The sequence below is a fragment of the Rickettsia sp. Oklahoma-10 genome (assembly GCF_039954865.1).
GTDB classification, from domain to species: Bacteria; Pseudomonadota; Alphaproteobacteria; order Rickettsiales; family Rickettsiaceae; genus Rickettsia; species Rickettsia oklahomensis.
On record NZ_CP157197.1, the window covers coordinates 77,940 to 95,096 of the forward strand.

Consider the following 17,157-nt stretch of genomic DNA (forward strand, 5'->3'; position numbering starts at 1 on the left):
TGACCACAGTATTCATTAAAAAATTAAAAAGACTGGATTACCGTGTGATCAAGCAGCGGGATGAGAGTAATAAAACTAATCTCTGCGGAAATAATATAAGAGTCATGATAAAATGTTAGACAATTTCATTGCGAATCAAGCAACTAAAGAATTTTCAGTTAGTGAGATTTCTAATAAAATTAAAGAATTATTAGAACATAATTTTGGCTATATTAAGGTCAAAGGAGAAATTTCAGGTTTTAAAATAGCAAGCTCAGGGCATGCTTATTTTAACTTAAAAGAAAATACTGCTATTTTAGCCTGTACTTGCTGGCGTCCTATTCTTGCTAAAATCACATTTCCTTTAAATGACGGCATGGAAGTAGTGATTAGCGGTAAACTCTCAAGTTATTCAGGTAATTCACGCTATCAATTATCAGTAGATAATTTACAACCCGCAGGACTTGGAGCTATACTGCAAATTCTAAACGAGCGTAAAGGACGTTTAGAGAAAGAGGGTCTATTTAATAAGAGACGTATTCCTATACCTTTTTTACCTACTAGAATAGGAGTTATCACCTCAATAACCGGCGCTGTTATTAAAGATATTATTCATCGTATTCGTGAACGTTTTCCGACTCATATAATAATATGGCCGGTTAGCGTACAAGGAGAAAATTCCGGTAATGAAATTGCCTCAGCAATTGAAGGATTTAACAAATTAGAAGAGGAAAAGAAACCAAGTGTTATAATTGTTGCTAGAGGCGGCGGCTCTATAGAAGATCTTTGGTCATTTAACGATGAGATATTAGTACGTGCCGCTTATAATTCAAAAATTCCTATTATTTCTGCAGTAGGTCATGAAGTGGATTATACTTTAATAGATTTAGCAGCTGACAAAAGAGCTCCAACTCCTACTGCTGCCGCAGAATTTGCTGTACCAGTACGATCTATTTTAAATCATACCATACAATCTTATGAAAAAGTATTATTAAATAATATTAGACAATTAATTAAGTATCACGAACAAAATATAGTAAATTATAATAAAATACACAGATATCTCGCTCACTATATAAATAATAGACAGCAATTACTGGATGAAACCAGTTTTAATTTACTAGATGCTTTACCATGCTTTATTGAACTACAAAAAACAAAGCTTAAATCTTTTTCTAAAGAAAGAATTAACCCTGCTAAAATAATCAATTACAAAACATTAGAATTATCACATCAAATAGCTTATCTATCAAAATCGGCAAATAATACTTTGAAAAACTTTGGGTATAAATTAGAATTAAATAGTACATTACTTGCAAGCCTTGATTATCATAATGTATTAAAACGAGGCTTTGCTATAGTTAAAGGAGAAATGGGTAATTTTTTATCTTCTAAAATTACTGCTGCGGATGAAAAAATTTTTAATATTAAATTTTATGACGGCGAAATTAAAGTAGTTCGTAACTAAAAATGTCAAAGCATATGATAACATTTATTTTATTTATATACTGCTCATTTCTAAAAATTTTTATGCTTAGGCATAGGTGCAAATGAACAACAAGTATCTTTAAATAGCGTTGAGCAATTTAATTTTGTTATAGATGATTTTCGTGCAAGTTAAGAAGTACAAAAAATCATTAAGATATATATCATATTTATTATAGGCTTAATTGGCTACTCGCTTTTGCTTTTTCAGAAATTATTTTGAATAACAGAAAAAATAGTACTTATATTCGTTACATTTACGGATATTACTGTTCTAGTAGCTGTATAATACTCGACTTAATTAGTAACCAATGATACCAGAAATTTAAACCTATACTTTACTCTTTCTTATTTCTATTATATATTTGTAGTAGTTTTGCGTGGTTTTACTATTATTAAATTATTCAGCTATTATAATAAATAAATTACTGAAGATAATTATTTAGAACAATCATTAAATAATATAGTAGCAATTTGCGATTCATTGGGACGCAACTTTTATAATTATAGAAGTTAAATTGAGCCTTTAAGTTTTTAGTGGACGACCGTTTTTGCTTTTATTACAGCTAATTGCGGTACGATATTACGAGATATTTATTATGAAAGAAAATTCAATTAAGAGGATACCAAGAGGAGTGAGTATTGAAATAACTTATGTTATAGGGCATAGCATTTAACATATTATGAGATATGGCAGTAATCTAAATTAACAAAATTTCCAGAGCATAAAAACAAACATGAAGATAGCTACTTGGAATATTAATTCCATAAAAACAAGAATTAATTTATTGCGTAATTTTTTGTCTAAGGAAAATCTAGATATTGTATTATTACAAGAAATAAAGTGTGAAACTGAAAAATTCCCGTTTGATGAATTATCCGATTTACCTTATAATTTTTACGTTCACGGACAAAAAACATATAACGGTGTTGCTATAATCTCAAAATTTCCTGCCGATGAACTAATTAAGGATTTTCCAGATAATTACTGCAGTGATCAAGCAAGGTTCTTAGAAATAAAATTATCACTACCTATAGGGTTTTGTAATATAATCTCGCTCTATGCTCCTAACGGATCATTTGTCGGTAGCAATAAATTTATAGCAAAACTAGCATTTTATGAAGCGCTTATCAATTATCTATCAACTAAAAAATCTTTTGATGAAAAAACTATCATTGGCGGTGATTTCAATATTGCACCGTTTGATATAGACGTATATTCACCTAAAGCATTAGCTGAAACTACTTGTTTTACTAAGGTTGAACAAAAAAAATTACGAACTATTCTAAATTCTGGATTTGAGGATTTATACAGATTAATACATCCGAGTAAACAAGAGTTTTCATGGTGGGATTATAGAGCTGGATGTTTTGAACAAAATAAAGGTATGAGAATCGATATGATCCTTGGTTGTAATAATACAATTGACTATTTAGAAAATTGCTATATGGATTATAATTTAAGGACACAAGAAAAACCTTCAGATCATATACCGGTCATTGCTAGCTTTAAGGTATAAATATGAATTCAAAATTTTATGAAAAATACATGATAATTGTTGGTATAATCAGCAAATTTTTTGTACAAGCTCATAAGATTTTCATTTACAAATCTTTGGCTTCTATTTCCATGTTTGCTTTTTAAGTGCTATTGCTCTTTGTATCTAGCTTATATTATGTTATTTTAATAAAAAACATACCTATTATAATAGCAAATATAAGTAGGTTTTATCGGGACATTAACAATAACTATCCTAATGTATTAAATATAATGAATAAACAAATCATTACTTTGGTAGGAAGACCTAATGTCGGCAAATCAACGCTTTTTAATAGATTAAGCATACGTAAAAAAGCTATTGTTCATGATCTACCCGGAGTCACTAGAGATAGAAAATATACAGACGGCAAAATCGGGGCTTTTGAATTTTTGTTAATTGATACTCCAGGACTTGAAGAGAATACTGGTAGTATGAGTGTACGACTAATGGAGCAGACCACTAAAGCAATTTTAGAGGCAGATTTAATTTGCTTTATGGTTGACGGTAGAAGCGGAATATTGCCTGATGATAAGTCACTTAGTAGTTTTATTAGAAAATATAATAAACCTGCAATACTGGTAGTTAATAAATGCGAAAAAGCTTTTGGTTTTGATAAAGAATACTACCAATTAGGCTTTAATAGTATGGTAGCTATTTCTGCCGAGCATGGCACAGGCTTAATTGATTTATATGACGAGATTATTGCCAAGTTACCTGAAGAAGAATCAATCGACACAAATATAGTGGATCCAATTAAAGGAGATTGTGTACAAATAGTAATTAGCGGCAGACCTAATGCTGGAAAATCTACTTTTATAAACGCTCTTATTAATGACGAAAGATTATTAACTGGTCCTGAAGCAGGTATTACTCGCGAATCGATTGAAATTGATTGGCAATATAAAAACAATCATATTAAATTGATTGATACAGCAGGACTCCGTAAAAAATCTGCTATTATAGAATCTTTAGAAAAATTATCAGCATCAGATGCTATTAACAGTATTAAATTTGCTAATACCGTAATTCTAATGATTGATGCTTTATCTCCTCTAAAACAGCAAGATTTAAACATTGCAAGCTATGTAGCAAATGAGGGCAGAAGTATCATTATAGTAGTGAATAAATGGGATTTAGTTAAAGAATCTGAAAAAGAAGCGTTTCAGGAAGAATTTTATTATCAGATAGATACTCATTTACCTCAGGTTAAAGGCGTCTCTGTGCTATTCATTTCAGCGATAAATAAACAAAATATTGAACAAGTTTTAGATGCTTGTCTTAAAATTTATAAAATTTGGAATAAGAAAATAACTACTAGCAAATTAAATGAATGGCTAAATTTTACTACGGAAGCACATCCACTACCTCTAAAAAAAGGCGGCAAAAGAGTACGTATAAAATATATGACTCAAACAAAAACTCGTCCCCCTACTTTCAAGTTATTTTCCAATAATCCAGAAAAAATTACTGATAGTTATACTAGATATTTAATAAATAATATGCGTGAAACTTTTAACATGCCAGGTATTCCTATCAGATTCACTTACGTCAAAATTAAAAACCCGTATGTATAGTTTATTTTACTTATATACTTGTTTATACAATAAACAAGTATATTATTATGCAAAATCAAATAAAAAATCTCCATGTGCAGTGGTAATAGATTGTCAGCAAATAAAGGGAGCGGTATTATGTGATCAAGTTAAATCCAATGGACTTCACCGCACATAAAACAAATAAAATTTTAACATTAAATAAAATACTTATAAATGAAATAATATATAAATTAAAATTACTTTTATAAAATAAAACATTTATTATATAGTCAATAGAAACTTTTTTCTTTAGGTAGATTTAACGGTGATTTTCTATTTAACATAATTATACATATATAGTATTACTATTTTGTAGTATTATGACTAATTACAATAATAATGTAAGATTAGCAGTGATCTAGTTATAAAAATGCCAGTATTGATCCTAAGATTACGTTTAAATTGGGTTAATTTATATAAAGAGGTAGGTAATACAGGGAAAGTTGTGGCTACACTTATAGTATTTCGAGATTCACTTTACACAAATGGTATAAAGGTGTAGATGGATTACATAATTTAAGCAGAAAACTACATACATTTCCTTTTTAGAAAGGAACTGATATAGCAGCAGATCAACAATACTAGTTTTAAGAAAAGAAAGAAAGCTAGCAGTATAAGAGATGTATTCAGAACAAACTAAAATGTCCACATAGCATTTCGTTTTCTATGACTACTATACATAAAATATTGCAATAATCCCAGGAGGTTAAGCTTAAAGCACCATTACCTACCGTAAGCAAGCAAAACATTATGGTGCTAAAGTTCCAGGAGGGACAAGAATACAAATTGATATGTGTAAGATTGTTAGTAATTTATATCAATATACTTCCATAGATTATTGTACTAGATATAAGGTATTAACTTTATATAACGTGCCACAATAAATACTTGTATCTTTTAGATCAAGTATTAGTAGAAGCCTATGCCATTTCCAATATAACGCACATTCAAACTGATATAGGACAAGAATTTTTTGCTTATATTGTACAATATTATCTAAAAAGAATACAAACTTAAATTCTGTCCGATCAAACCATTATCACCCTATCTATGGTAAAGTAGAAAGGTCACAAAGGACTAATTTAGTTGAATTTTACACTACAAAAGCAATTATAAAATTGGGAGCATTATTATAATCATAATAGGGACTGACTCTCTTGTTGGAAACGCTCCTTGGGGAAAATATAAAGATATAATCGTGTATCATTAGTTACGAATTAAACAAACAATCTAGTTGTATATCTATAAATCACACATTTAAAGAGTACATAAATAACTGAAGCTCATCAGCAATCTTAAATTTCTAATATTAGATTAGCCTCGCTTTACAGCACTACAAATACTAGTACTACTATCTCAAGCTATCAACTCTTAGCCAAAATAGTGGTTGAATTTTTATTTTTGTTAATTTTAAAAATTATCTTACAATAGTTTTTTACTATACTTCTTCATTCACAGCGCCTAAATCCATCTCTCTCTACAAAATGAAACAATATTCTCCATTATCTGAGGGATCTATAAAGATTTTATAATATTCACGTTTTGCATAATCAAGCAATTCTGCTACCATAAGTGGCATATCTGGATACTTTTCTATACTTACTAAAGCTATATTGTCTAAGTTTTAAGGATATTGAACAATTCTAGCTAAAGCTGTTAATTTTTACTCTCCTATTGTATCTTCTAGGTCACTTTTATATTTTTGTTCTTTATACAAAGAAAATACTAATTTATCATTTTTACACTCAACTAGGAAAGGATTTTTAAATTTAATCAATAAATCTTTTAGTTTCACATTAATAAGTTTTTTATATTTCAAATAATATCCTCTAAGGTAGTTAAATAATGCTTAATTAATCGCAATAATTTTGCTTCCGGACTTAAATTTTTCACTGCCCATTTTTTAATCCAAGGTTCAGCTAGTTGCCACATATTAACATTATTATCTAACTGCCTACCTATCCCTTCAACCATTATCAGAGTCTTTTGTAATAACAATAATTCCGGTTGTATTTCCATACCAAAATCTTCAGTAATTTTAAATAAATCTGCAAGCAACTTACCTATGGAAATATTTTTTGTAGGTATACCTACTATAGGCTCGATAACCGCTCTACAACTTTGAGCAAACAAATCTAAATTGGTATTTGAAGGGATATAACCTGCTTTTAAATGTACTTTAGCCACTAATTTATAATCACGCTTAAAAAAACCGAATAGGCTTTCGGCAACGGCTAATCGGTCTTTCTCATTAAGTCTGCCCATAATGCCAAAATCAAGCAGGATTATCTTACCTTGCTTGTTTACTAAAATATTTCCTGCATGTAAATCAGCATGAAAAAATCCGTCTCTATAGGCTTGATAAAAAAACATTAAGGCAAAACCCAGAGCTATTTTTTTTGGTTCTAATCCCATTTGTTTTAGCAGCGAAGTATCATATATAGAAGTTCCTTCTAGCCACTCAGTAGTGAGTATATTTTCCGATGTTAAATCCCAATATATTTTAGGAATTATTACATTACTATCATTTCGCATATTATGCATAAGCTCGGAAGCAGCAGCTGCTTCTAGCCTTAAATCAATCTCAAATTTCATAGTTTCATGAAATTTATCAACTACTTTAATCGGTTTTAGCCTCTTTGCTTTAGAAAATTTTGATACGATTCTTGCTAGAAAATATAGCAGCTTAATATCTCGGTTATATTTTTTATGAATATCGGGACGTAATATTTTTACCGCAACATACTCACCGGTTGCCAGCCGCGCCTTATGCACTTGCGAGATTGAAGCGGCAGCGACCGGGGTGTCATTGAAGTGTGATATTGTCATACCACGCCTCGATCTCAGTATCCAGTTGCTGTTATGGATTCCATAGTCAAGCCACAGCATGACATTATGCTTACAAAACTCCCTCTCTATAATTTTTCTAGCCACCCCACTATCAAACGGAGTTAGCTTATCTTGCAATAATCTTAAATGCTCTGCTATTTCTACTCCTACTAAATCAGCTCTTGTAGAAAGTGTTTGTCCGAATTTTATATAAATAGGTCCAAGGTTAATTAAACAATCTATTAAGCGTTTGCCGTAATCTTCACTTGATTTTTTTATTAATGATATCGGAGCAAAAAATAAAGCTAATATATAACCGATAAACCTAAAATTTTTAGGAACTCTAGAATCAATTAGGATTTGTTTTTTACTGATGATACGCAAAATACGTATTAAATCTAAAAAATTACTTATCATATCTTATATGCACTATGTACCGCTACTATACCGTTACTTAAATTTTTATAATGTACCTCTTCAAAACCGGCTTCTTTAATCATTATTCTAAAGTCATCCTGTGAGGGAAATAACTCTATACTTTCGACCAAATATTTATATGCCTCTTTACTACCTACTACCATGTGACCAATTTGAGGTATAATATTAAATGAGTAAAATTTATAAAAATCTTTTAAGATTCCCTCTTTTACTTTTGAAAACTCAAGACATATAAACTTACCCATTGGTTTTAGCACTCGATAAGCGTCTTTTAAAGCCTTATTAATGTCAGGTACGTTTCTAATACCGAATGCTATAGTATAATAATCAAAACTATTATCTGCAAAAGGCAATTCTTCAGCACTGGCTACAATAAATTTAAGGTTTTGAAATAGATTAAGATCTATTGATTTCTTTTTAGCATGTCTCAGCATTGCTTCATTTATGTCACTTACAGTTAAAGAGACATTATTTCCTCTATCTCTTGCTTTTTTAGCAAGCTTTAAAGCAATATCACCGCTACCGCTAGCAACATCTAAGATATGAGAGTTAAGATTTGGAATTTGCCTAATAAACTCATCTTTCCACAAGCGATGCAATCCAAAGCTCATAAGATCGTTCATTAAATCATACTTATCCACAACATTAGAAAAAATATTATTTACTAACCCTTGTTTTTCAGTGTAGTCTACTTTTTTAAAGCCAAAATTTGTTTGGTTCATAGTATTTAGTATAATTAATATAATATCAAATGCCGGAACTTCCTGAAGTAGAAACTCTTAAAAACTCTCTGAAAGATAAGCTAATCGGGCTTATTATAGAAAATGTAGAGTTTAAAAGAGATAATTTACGTTATAAGTTATCTCCACTTTTAGCTACAGAAATCTCAAATACTAATATACTGAATGTTAGGCGTCGTGCAAAATATTTAATTATCGATTTTGGTAATTATCATTCTTTAGTTATCCATCTAGGTATGAGCGGTAGGTTTACAGTGCAACCTGCTAATTATAAAATTCAAAAACATGATCACGTGATTTTTAATTTAAATAACTGCAAAAAGTTAATTTTCAACGATACTAGACGCTTCGGAATGGTTTATAGCTTTAAAACTAATTTCTTAGAAGAGGAATTTTTTCATAATCTAGGAATAGAGCCACTTTCTGATGTATTAACACTCGGATATTTAAAAAGTAAATTAATTACTCGAAAAATACCTATAAAAAACTTGATTATGGATAATAGAATTATAGTCGGAGTTGGTAATATTTATGCTTCTGAAAGTCTTCATTTAGCTAGAATCCATCCGAATACACTAGGTAGCAATTTAAAGGATGATGAAATAGCAAATTTAATTAAATCGATTAGAGAAGTGTTAACTAAAGCTATAACTGCCGGCGGCACTACTCTAAAAGATTTTGTAAACGGTAATAGTAAACCTGGTTATTTTAGTCAGCAACTTACGGTTTATGGTAGAGAAGGACAAAAATGCCCTCACTGTTCCAGTACTATTCTCAAAACAAAGCACTCAGGAAGAAGTACTTTTTATTGTAAAATTTGCCAATATACTTGATATATCATATAAAGCTATTTATTACTTATTCAATTAATAGCTATAAAATATATGATAAGTAACCCTCTTTAAAGAAGAATGTGAAGGAAATACTTCAACTCGCACCACAGCATACAAAAAAGTACATGACAAATTACCTTTAGCATAAGGTTATTACAAGGGGTCTAATAAAGCTGGTTATTATGGCAATGGTAAAAGAATTATGACCTGTATCATCAGGGACACCAAAACAATTTAGAAACCATATTTGGCTACAACAAACATTAAATCACAATAAATTCTTAGGATAACCTACTATTATTACTTCCAAAAAGTATAAATCAATTGCTAAATAACAAGAAGTCTAATTATTTAGATATAGCAATAGAATTAATTGCTGAACCCTTATAAAAAAATACCACCAATTGTGCTATTATTACAACATTATTGTCCAAGAACAAGTGTTTGATATCGTAGTATTACTCCCTGCAGATCATCCTATATTAGTAAATGCGGTATTCTAGGCATATAAATGCCCTAAATACTGAATATAACTATATAAAAATAGGCTTTCCAATTGCAGAAAATATTGATCAAACAGATTATTTTATTAAAAAACCTATATTATAGTATAGCAACAAAATATTTTTGGAATTCTAGAATTTTTATATATGAAATTAGTTTTTTTCTAGTAATTAATCTTCAACCTGATTAATTGTCTATTGTAGCAAATTAAGATACTATGACAATAAATCGTAATATTTATAATGAAATTGAAGCTATTTCGATAGAGAATACCATAATGGGATATATCTCGGGGATGTTTATGATAAAAGCCGATTTTACTTGAAACGATCTGGTACTTAGCACTACTTATTACAAGCAAAACACTAAAATATAAATAATAATTATTGCGAGAGAAACGTAACAACAAGGAATACTATCAACTCTTGCATTACTTCTAATAATATAATTACCATGTAATAATTATCAATACTATGAACAGTCTTTTGGTCGCCTATAAATCAAAAATGACTGTAATATAAAGAATTAGTAATGAGCAAAATAGTAAAATGCATGATCTACAAAAACTAAAATCCTATTTACTGCTCTTCTTAACAGGAAATCTGATTCATCACCACATTATGAAATATATGAAAAAGCTTTTCTAAGTAAATTAGGCAATACAGAATCTACAAAGCTTGTTTATTCATATGCTACAAAATATACAAACTTTGAAAACCTACTGTTAACAATTTTATTCAAAACTATAATAGGACAGCCTAATATCATTTTTGATGATGCTATTTGTTATCAACTACTACGGCTCCTTTAAATGACTTCAATATTAAAAGACGCAAATTATAATGATATGTATAAACCTTGCTTAAAACATATACAGCTAATATCAAGGCTATTGACATAACATTATTGCTTATATATCCTATTTTTACCTAAATGAGATGCGGCTTAAACCTCATCATTAAAATATAGCTAATCTTATAAACTTCAAAAGATCTATAAAATTTATAGGCGCAGCTTAGTAATAAAGAGGTTCATTTTAGTATTTTTCTTTTTATAATCAATTGATATAAACTGGGCATGCTTGTTGCTTATCGCTCACCTATCATTAATAGGTCTTGCTCCTCACGCCTAGTCCCAAATTACCTGAATTGACTATAGTTGATAATAAAATTAACTTCTGTGTTACTAATAACTAATAACAGTGTGAGTCACAATATGGGGAATACTACAGAAAAACAAATAATAATCTCTGAGTTCAAAAATGATAATGATGAAGATGAAGATGAAAAAAAATTAAAAGCAGAAGATGCACGTAAACAACTTAAAGCAATACTAATAACATTTGGTATTATTTTGACCGGGTTTTTAACTTTTACTTATTTCTTTTTTAATTACATAGAAGCAAAAGCAGAAAAATACAAGCAACAACAAGAAACTCAAAATAACTAATAAAATTACTTCCTTTAGTTGCAGTCTTATAGTTTTAATGTCATTCTAGCTAGTAGTGAGATGAAGAATAGTATACAAAGATCAATTTCAAAAAGAGCAAGGAATTTACAAGGCGAGGAACAGGGCATATAGTACGTAATACAATTCTTATAGGATGACATAGCAAATTTTTTATCTAGTGTGTCGAAAAAGAGTTAATGTTTATATTAATTTAAGTCTAGAGTGCTTGAAACCGTTTTTCTCAAAATCATAAATAAAATCTTTAATTAATAGGTACTTCACTTCTGCTACATACCCTGTAATGCCCTGCCCTTTTTGTCAATAGTATCCCTTTTCATTAATTGAGAATTTTAAAGCAGCTTTTGTTTGTTCCACGCGGCTGCAATATCAGTCTAATTACCCTTCAAGACCAAGTAGTAACTAATTTACCTCTTCTAACGAAAATTGTTGCAATACTTCATCTAGAGTTTGAAGACAGAATTCTGCAGGCATATACATATTAAATACTCATAATAAAATTTAATAGTATGGTCAGCTTTTTTATAATCAGAATTTAATAAACTTTGCCATAAAATGCAAAATGTAAATCTATATAATGGAATAAATTTATAAAGCTGGTAAGTTGGAGAAATCAAGAGTATTCTTTTTTCAAGACGGTATCTGCATTGTAACAATTTTGTAACACTATTTTAACTTGTATGTACTTTGAACAAATTCATTAACTACAGTGGGGTTTTGCTAGAATCTATAGGATCCACATCAAAATCACTGAGCTTGGAACATTAGACTATTAATGTCTAACATTACACTAATGGCGACAAACAGAGGTATGGCAGGTTAGCAAACTGCCATAGTGCGAACATTTAATCCTACAAATACATAATCAATATAATCATCCATATCAAAATGCCCTGATTCAAGTGACATACAATTAGTGCCTGTCCAATCCGTAATATAAATGATCTTGGTATACGAAATTCCTATACAGCTGATCTAAATATAAGTAGTGTGATGCCCTACGATAGCTACTATTATATATTTAGGTAATTCTTTTTTAAAACCTAATTTAGGCCCTAATTTACAAAAAGGTCTTTTTAGTATAACTTTTTCATTAATATTAGGTTCTATAATCAATAATTGTTCCGAGAATTAGGTTTCTTATAATTTTCTAGTCATGCGTTCACTAAAGTGTACAAGTATGCATAATTCTTACAAAACTGTTATCTTCTAATAATTCATGTTCATATACTTCTTTTAAAATTTTTTTATATCTAAATAAATTGGAGCAATTTATGTTCTAAGAACCTCTAACATATAACATGTATAATTAAGTACTTAAACCACAGTTAATCATAATTTATCCACAAACTTAATTTATACGTTTTATTCTATTCTAAAATATTGATTCTTCATTTATTGTTTAGTTTAACACTAAAAATCTCTCAATACATTAATTTTAGGATTTATAGTTTAAGTGTTTATAAATTTTAGTCTATACATATAAAATATTCTTATTTTTTCTTCTTGCTTTACTTAGGCATATATATGTTTGTTAATATTATAATACCATGTACTGTTTCTGTTGATTTTATACAAAAAATATAAACCTTAATTTAGATAATTTTCAAAATCCTTATTTTCTTCTGCCAACCTATTAACAATATTCCAATCTATCTCATATTTTCTCTAGCAGGGATTAATATTTCACTATTTTCAGGGAATAACATATTTATTACAATAACATCTATTTCATACCTAGTGCATAACATTTCAAGTGCATTCCTAGATATCAGACCTAGTTTTAGCATAGGTGCAACTAAATAATCATAATGTGCCCATGATGAATTTGATAAAGCCTAAAAAACTCTGTTATGTTACTATAGTTTATTTTCCTTTTTACTTCAAAAGACCAAAGTCTTGCTTGTTTCCTATATAATTTATTTAGTATAATCTTTAATGAGTATACTACATTTTCTACTATATCTACCCAATCTGGATTAACCATATATTACTTGCCTGCTGCTTATTTATTTGTAGAAAACTATGTTGAATTTGCATATTATTAGATATCCAATTCATTAAAATATAATGCAATTACCGCTCATTTTTCTTCTTCAGTTATATTATTTGACTTGCTTAATTTATTTAAGACTTGTTATTTGTTCATTATTAATTTGATAATTAGGATTTCGACTATAGTACAACCTTAATTGAGGTTCTTGACTATATTCTAATATTAGGATTTAATGCCACTCTCAAACTACACCTCTACTAATTTCAACCATATAATCCTTTATAACTTCCTTAATTTTTTCTTCTTGAGCTTTTTCATTATTTTCGTATTTTGACTTGTGTTTACTTTACATCTAGCTTTTTTAGGATAATTTTCTACAAGTCATTTAGCTATTTTATAAGGAGTAAATTTCAGATATTCATATGCTTTTAAAAGAACCAATAATGGCATTTATGCAATTAAATGCCAAAATGCCATATTAAATATACTAATAATTGAAATACTGTAAAATATACATGTTATCAACTTGATGATTCTATAAAGTATACTTTATATATTGTTCAAATTTAGAAAATAAAGTCTTGAAATTATGATTAGTAACATTTGCCACTTCTTTAGAGGTAATATTTTTGAGTTCAGCAATTTTCTCAGCAACATATCTCACAAACGCTGGTTCGTTTTGTCTGCCACGCATAGGGATTGGTGCTAAATAAGGTGAGTCTGTTTCGATTAATAACCTATCAAGTGGTACATATTTGACTATTTCCTGCAAATCGGTTGCATTCTTAAAAGTAACAATACCGGAGATTGAAATATATAAGCCTATATCTAGCATCTTTGTTGCTAGATTTTTTGAGGAGGTAAAACAGTGAATCAGCCCAGAAAATTTGCTATTATGCATTTCTGAAGTTAAAATATCAATAGTGTCTTCATCTGCTTCTCTTGTATGAATAATGGCAGGTAGGCTTGTGGAAGATGCTGCTTGTATATGTGCTACAAGCGAATCTTTTTGTGATTTTTTATTGTAAGGTTCATGATAATAATCAATACCTGTTTCACCGATTCCAATAATTTTCGGATGCTTGGTCAACTCTATTATTTCTGAATTAGTAATGAGCTGGCTACTTTCATTTACCTCACATGGATGTACCCCCACACTCGCAAAAACATTTGCATATTTTTCGGCTATTTCTAAAATAATTGATAAATCTTCAAGTTTAGTGCAGATAGTTTGCATATACTGCACATTATTTTCTAACGCTCTTTGAATGACAGAATCTAAATCTATATTTTTGGTAAGTAAATTAAGATGACAATGTGAATCTATCAAAATATTATTATTCATATTTCTAGTCTTTATATATGTAGGTTAAGCGTACTCTACCTCATACCTACAGATGCATTGTTGTGGTTGGATTGAAAAAAGCATTTGCTATCATACCTTAGCTTGACACAATCCTAATATAATCTTTAAACCTCTTATACTCTTGGAAAGATTATAGTAGGTTCTAAAATAGAAGCCCCTACAGTTAAAGCATAGTCACGTACTAAATGCCTAAATAGACGCTCTTTTTTATTTACCCCTAACTGATCAAGCATTTTGTTTGCTGAAGTCGGCATAAAAGGTTGAAGCATTATCGCAATATAGCGTAAAACCTCTAGTAAAGCATATAACACCTCTAACATCTTATCGTGATCGGTTCTTTTCAAATTCCAAGGAGCTTCATTATCAATATAGATATTTGCCTCTTCAGCCAAATTAATAATATTTTCAAGCACCTTATTAATTTCAATTTTTTCCATCAATAAAATATTCTGCTTAGCAAATTTACTTGCAGCTTTTAAAATTGGTAGCTCATATATTTTATCTATAACGCTTTGCATAAGTAGCGGCACTTTGCCATTATTATTTTTATAAACAAAAGTCATAGTACGCTGTAATAAATTACCAATTTTATTTGATAACTCACTATTGATTCGAGTAATTAGATTACTACGGGCAAAATTACCATCTGCACCAAAAGTGACTTCACGCATCAAAAAATACCTAACCTGATCAACACCAAATTCATCAATAAACTTAATCGGATCAATGGTATTACCAAGAGATTTAGAAATTTTTTGTCCCTCATTTGTCCACCAACCATGAGCCATAATTGTTTTCGGCAGAGGAATTTCAGCAGCCATTAAGAAAGCAGGCCAATAAATGGCATGAAAACGTAATATATCTTTACCGACTACATGTAAATCCGCTGGCCAAAATTTACCGTAATTACTTTGTGCATCAGGATACCCGAGCGCCGAAATATAATTAACAAGGGCATCAAGCCAAACATAAATTACGTGTTTTTCATTATTTGGGACTTTTATTCCCCAATTAAAAGTAGTACGTGATATTGATAAATCTTTTAAGCCCGATTTAACAAAGCTAACTACTTCGTTACGCCTTGATATAGGTCTAATAAACTCAGGGTTTAGCTCATAAAGGTCCAGTAATTTATCTTGCCATTTTGAAAGATTAAAGAAGTAGCTAGGCTCTTTAACCCATTCAACTGAAGCTCCCGTCGGTGCTAAGCCATCACTAGTAAGTTCCCACTCATCATAAAAAGCTTCATCCCGTACTGCATACCACCCTTCATAAAAACCCTCATAAATAGCACCGTTATCTAGTAATTTCTGCCAAAAAACAGCTACAGCTTCTTTATGCCTATTTTCCGTTGTTCTAATAAAATCATCATTAGAAATATGCATAGAGGTCATGAGATGACAAAAACTCTTGTAGGTCTGATCAGTAAATTGTTGAGGATCGATATTGTTATTAATAGCTGCTTTTTCCACTTTCTGCCCATGCTCATCGGTACCTGTTAGGAATATTACATCGAAGCCGCAAAGGCGCATGAAACGGGCAATTACATCACTAGCAACGCTGGTATAAGCATGACCGATATGGGGAACATCGTTAACGTAATATATAGGGGTCGTGATATAGTAAGTATTCTTCATAAATGCTTTTTTATTAACTCATGTACTTCAAGCAGACTTAAATCTGAAGCTTTAATTGTCTTTATTCTCGCTGGAAATCTATTACTTAATTCTTTAAAACAATCATAGATTTTTTTATAAAAATCTATACCTCTTTTGTCAAATTTATTACTTATATTTCGTAAATTTACTCTCTTAATAGCAGTATCGGGCTCTATGTCAATAAAGAAGGTAATATCTGGCATAAAAGGAGGCATTAAAGTTTTGTGCAGATTATATACTAAATCTATGCCATTTTCTAACTCTAATCCTTGATAACATGCAGTTGAGTCAAGAAATCTATCACATATTACAATATACCCCTTTTGTAGAGCCGGTATAATCTTCTGAACCATATGATCATAACGTGCTGCCATAACTTGTAATAACTCAGACATTGGAAGTAATTCTTCATGCACCAGAATTTCACGTATTTTCTCGGCTACGATAGTACCGCCAACTTCACGAGTTAAAATAACAGGAATATTTTGAGATTTTAAATATTCATAGAGCATTTGAGATTGGGTCGATTTACCGACCCCCTCCCCTCCTTCAAACGTAATAAACTTTCCTTGTTTCAAATTATTCATTAATCTCAGTCATTTTTAAAACTTAATAAATGATGTGTTATTTCTGCGGAAAGCTTACCAATGTGGATAGTAAAAAGCGGTTCAATTTCATTCCTGCTGCATAAGCAGGAACAACATAGGGAAATAACTCATCATTTTA

At 29.9% G+C, this 17,157-nt stretch carries 12 protein-coding genes and 1 pseudogene; 6 read left to right on the forward strand and 7 right to left on the reverse strand.

The features are described 5' to 3' along the window. Positions 1–112: 112 nt before the first annotated feature. The 4 genes and pseudogenes from xseA to der all read left to right on the forward strand — a co-directional run bounded on the left by xseA (position 113) and on the right by der (position 4,579). The gene (gene xseA, locus AAGW17_RS00425; RefSeq protein ID WP_347938995.1) at positions 113–1,447 is read left to right on the forward strand and encodes an exodeoxyribonuclease VII large subunit; all 1,335 of its coding nucleotides are present in this window, start codon (positions 113–115) and stop codon (positions 1,445–1,447) included. 754 nt (positions 1,448–2,201) lie between these two features. Beyond that, positions 2,202–2,984: an exodeoxyribonuclease III gene (gene xth / locus AAGW17_RS00430; protein ID WP_347938996.1), complete on the forward strand. Its 783-nt coding sequence runs from the start codon at positions 2,202–2,204 to the stop codon at positions 2,982–2,984. Between the two features lie 2 nt (positions 2,985–2,986). Beyond that, positions 2,987–3,230: pseudogene (locus AAGW17_RS05195) on the forward strand (hypothetical protein). A gap of 5 nt (positions 3,231–3,235) precedes the next feature. After that, positions 3,236–4,579 (forward strand): ribosome biogenesis GTPase Der, encoded by a 1,344-nt coding sequence (der, locus tag AAGW17_RS00435; RefSeq protein WP_347938997.1) that lies wholly within the window; start codon positions 3,236–3,238, stop codon positions 4,577–4,579. A 1,684-nt stretch (positions 4,580–6,263) separates the two neighbouring features. Here the strand turns inward: der and AAGW17_RS00440 are convergent. The 3 genes from AAGW17_RS00440 to ubiE are packed head-to-tail and all read right to left on the reverse strand — an operon-like array spanning position 6,264 to position 8,589. Further along, positions 6,264–6,395: a hypothetical protein gene (locus AAGW17_RS00440; protein WP_347938998.1), complete on the reverse strand. Its 132-nt coding sequence runs from the start codon at positions 6,393–6,395 to the stop codon at positions 6,264–6,266. Between the two features lie 20 nt (positions 6,396–6,415). Beyond that, positions 6,416–7,846 (reverse strand): 2-polyprenylphenol 6-hydroxylase, encoded by a 1,431-nt coding sequence (gene ubiB, locus AAGW17_RS00445; protein ID WP_347938999.1) that lies wholly within the window; start codon positions 7,844–7,846, stop codon positions 6,416–6,418. After that, positions 7,843–8,589, reverse strand: coding sequence for a bifunctional demethylmenaquinone methyltransferase/2-methoxy-6-polyprenyl-1,4-benzoquinol methylase UbiE (ubiE, locus tag AAGW17_RS00450; RefSeq protein WP_347939000.1), 747 nt, complete (start codon positions 8,587–8,589; stop codon positions 7,843–7,845). Before ubiE ends, ubiB begins: the two co-directional genes overlap by 4 nt. Positions 8,590–8,618: 29 nt before the next feature. On the opposite strand from ubiE, the gene mutM reads away from it, so the two are divergent. Continuing rightward, entirely contained in the window at positions 8,619–9,440 is an 822-nt protein-coding gene (gene mutM / locus AAGW17_RS00455; RefSeq protein WP_347939001.1) for a bifunctional DNA-formamidopyrimidine glycosylase/DNA-(apurinic or apyrimidinic site) lyase, read from the forward strand. Between the two features lie 1,719 nt (positions 9,441–11,159). Next, positions 11,160–11,393, forward strand: coding sequence for an RC1041 family protein (locus tag AAGW17_RS00460; protein ID WP_347939002.1), 234 nt, complete (start codon positions 11,160–11,162; stop codon positions 11,391–11,393). 1,670 nt (positions 11,394–13,063) lie between these two features. Here AAGW17_RS00460 and AAGW17_RS00465 read toward each other — a convergent pair. The 4 genes from AAGW17_RS00465 to tmk all read right to left on the reverse strand — a co-directional run bounded on the left by AAGW17_RS00465 (position 13,064) and on the right by tmk (position 17,018). Beyond that, entirely contained in the window at positions 13,064–13,201 is a 138-nt protein-coding gene (locus AAGW17_RS00465; protein WP_347939003.1) for a hypothetical protein, read from the reverse strand. A 741-nt stretch (positions 13,202–13,942) separates the two neighbouring features. Then, positions 13,943–14,740, reverse strand: coding sequence for a TatD family hydrolase (locus AAGW17_RS00470; RefSeq protein ID WP_347939377.1), 798 nt, complete (start codon positions 14,738–14,740; stop codon positions 13,943–13,945). Positions 14,741–14,886: 146 nt separating this feature from the next. Continuing rightward, positions 14,887–16,410, reverse strand: coding sequence for a methionine--tRNA ligase (metG, locus tag AAGW17_RS00475; protein WP_347939004.1), 1,524 nt, complete (start codon positions 16,408–16,410; stop codon positions 14,887–14,889). Then, positions 16,407–17,018 carry a dTMP kinase gene (gene tmk, locus AAGW17_RS00480; RefSeq protein WP_347939005.1) on the reverse strand — a complete coding sequence of 204 codons (612 nt, stop codon included), beginning with the start codon at positions 17,016–17,018 and terminating at the stop codon, positions 16,407–16,409. The genes metG and tmk overlap by 4 nt, the downstream gene beginning before the upstream one ends. Positions 17,019–17,157 lie beyond the last annotated feature (139 nt).

What these genes read in the sequence shown, in the direction of transcription:
- xseA (WP_347938995.1), top strand. Translation starts at nt 113, where the DNA reads ATGTTAGACAATTTCATTGCGAATCAAGCAACTAAAGAATTTTCAGTT.
- tmk (WP_347939005.1), bottom strand. Translation starts at nt 17,018, where the DNA reads ATGAATAATTTGAAACAAGGAAAGTTTATTACGTTTGAAGGAGGGGAG.
- AAGW17_RS00460 (WP_347939002.1), top strand. Translation starts at nt 11,160, where the DNA reads ATGGGGAATACTACAGAAAAACAAATAATAATCTCTGAGTTCAAAAAT.
- ubiE (WP_347939000.1), bottom strand. Translation starts at nt 8,589, where the DNA reads ATGAACCAAACAAATTTTGGCTTTAAAAAAGTAGACTACACTGAAAAA.
- ubiB (WP_347938999.1), bottom strand. Translation starts at nt 7,846, where the DNA reads ATGATAAGTAATTTTTTAGATTTAATACGTATTTTGCGTATCATCAGT.
- mutM (WP_347939001.1), top strand. Translation starts at nt 8,619, where the DNA reads ATGCCGGAACTTCCTGAAGTAGAAACTCTTAAAAACTCTCTGAAAGAT.
- der (WP_347938997.1), top strand. Translation starts at nt 3,236, where the DNA reads ATGAATAAACAAATCATTACTTTGGTAGGAAGACCTAATGTCGGCAAA.
- metG (WP_347939004.1), bottom strand. Translation starts at nt 16,410, where the DNA reads ATGAAGAATACTTACTATATCACGACCCCTATATATTACGTTAACGAT.
- xth (WP_347938996.1), top strand. Translation starts at nt 2,202, where the DNA reads ATGAAGATAGCTACTTGGAATATTAATTCCATAAAAACAAGAATTAAT.
- AAGW17_RS00465 (WP_347939003.1), bottom strand. Translation starts at nt 13,201, where the DNA reads ATGCTAAAACTAGGTCTGATATCTAGGAATGCACTTGAAATGTTATGC.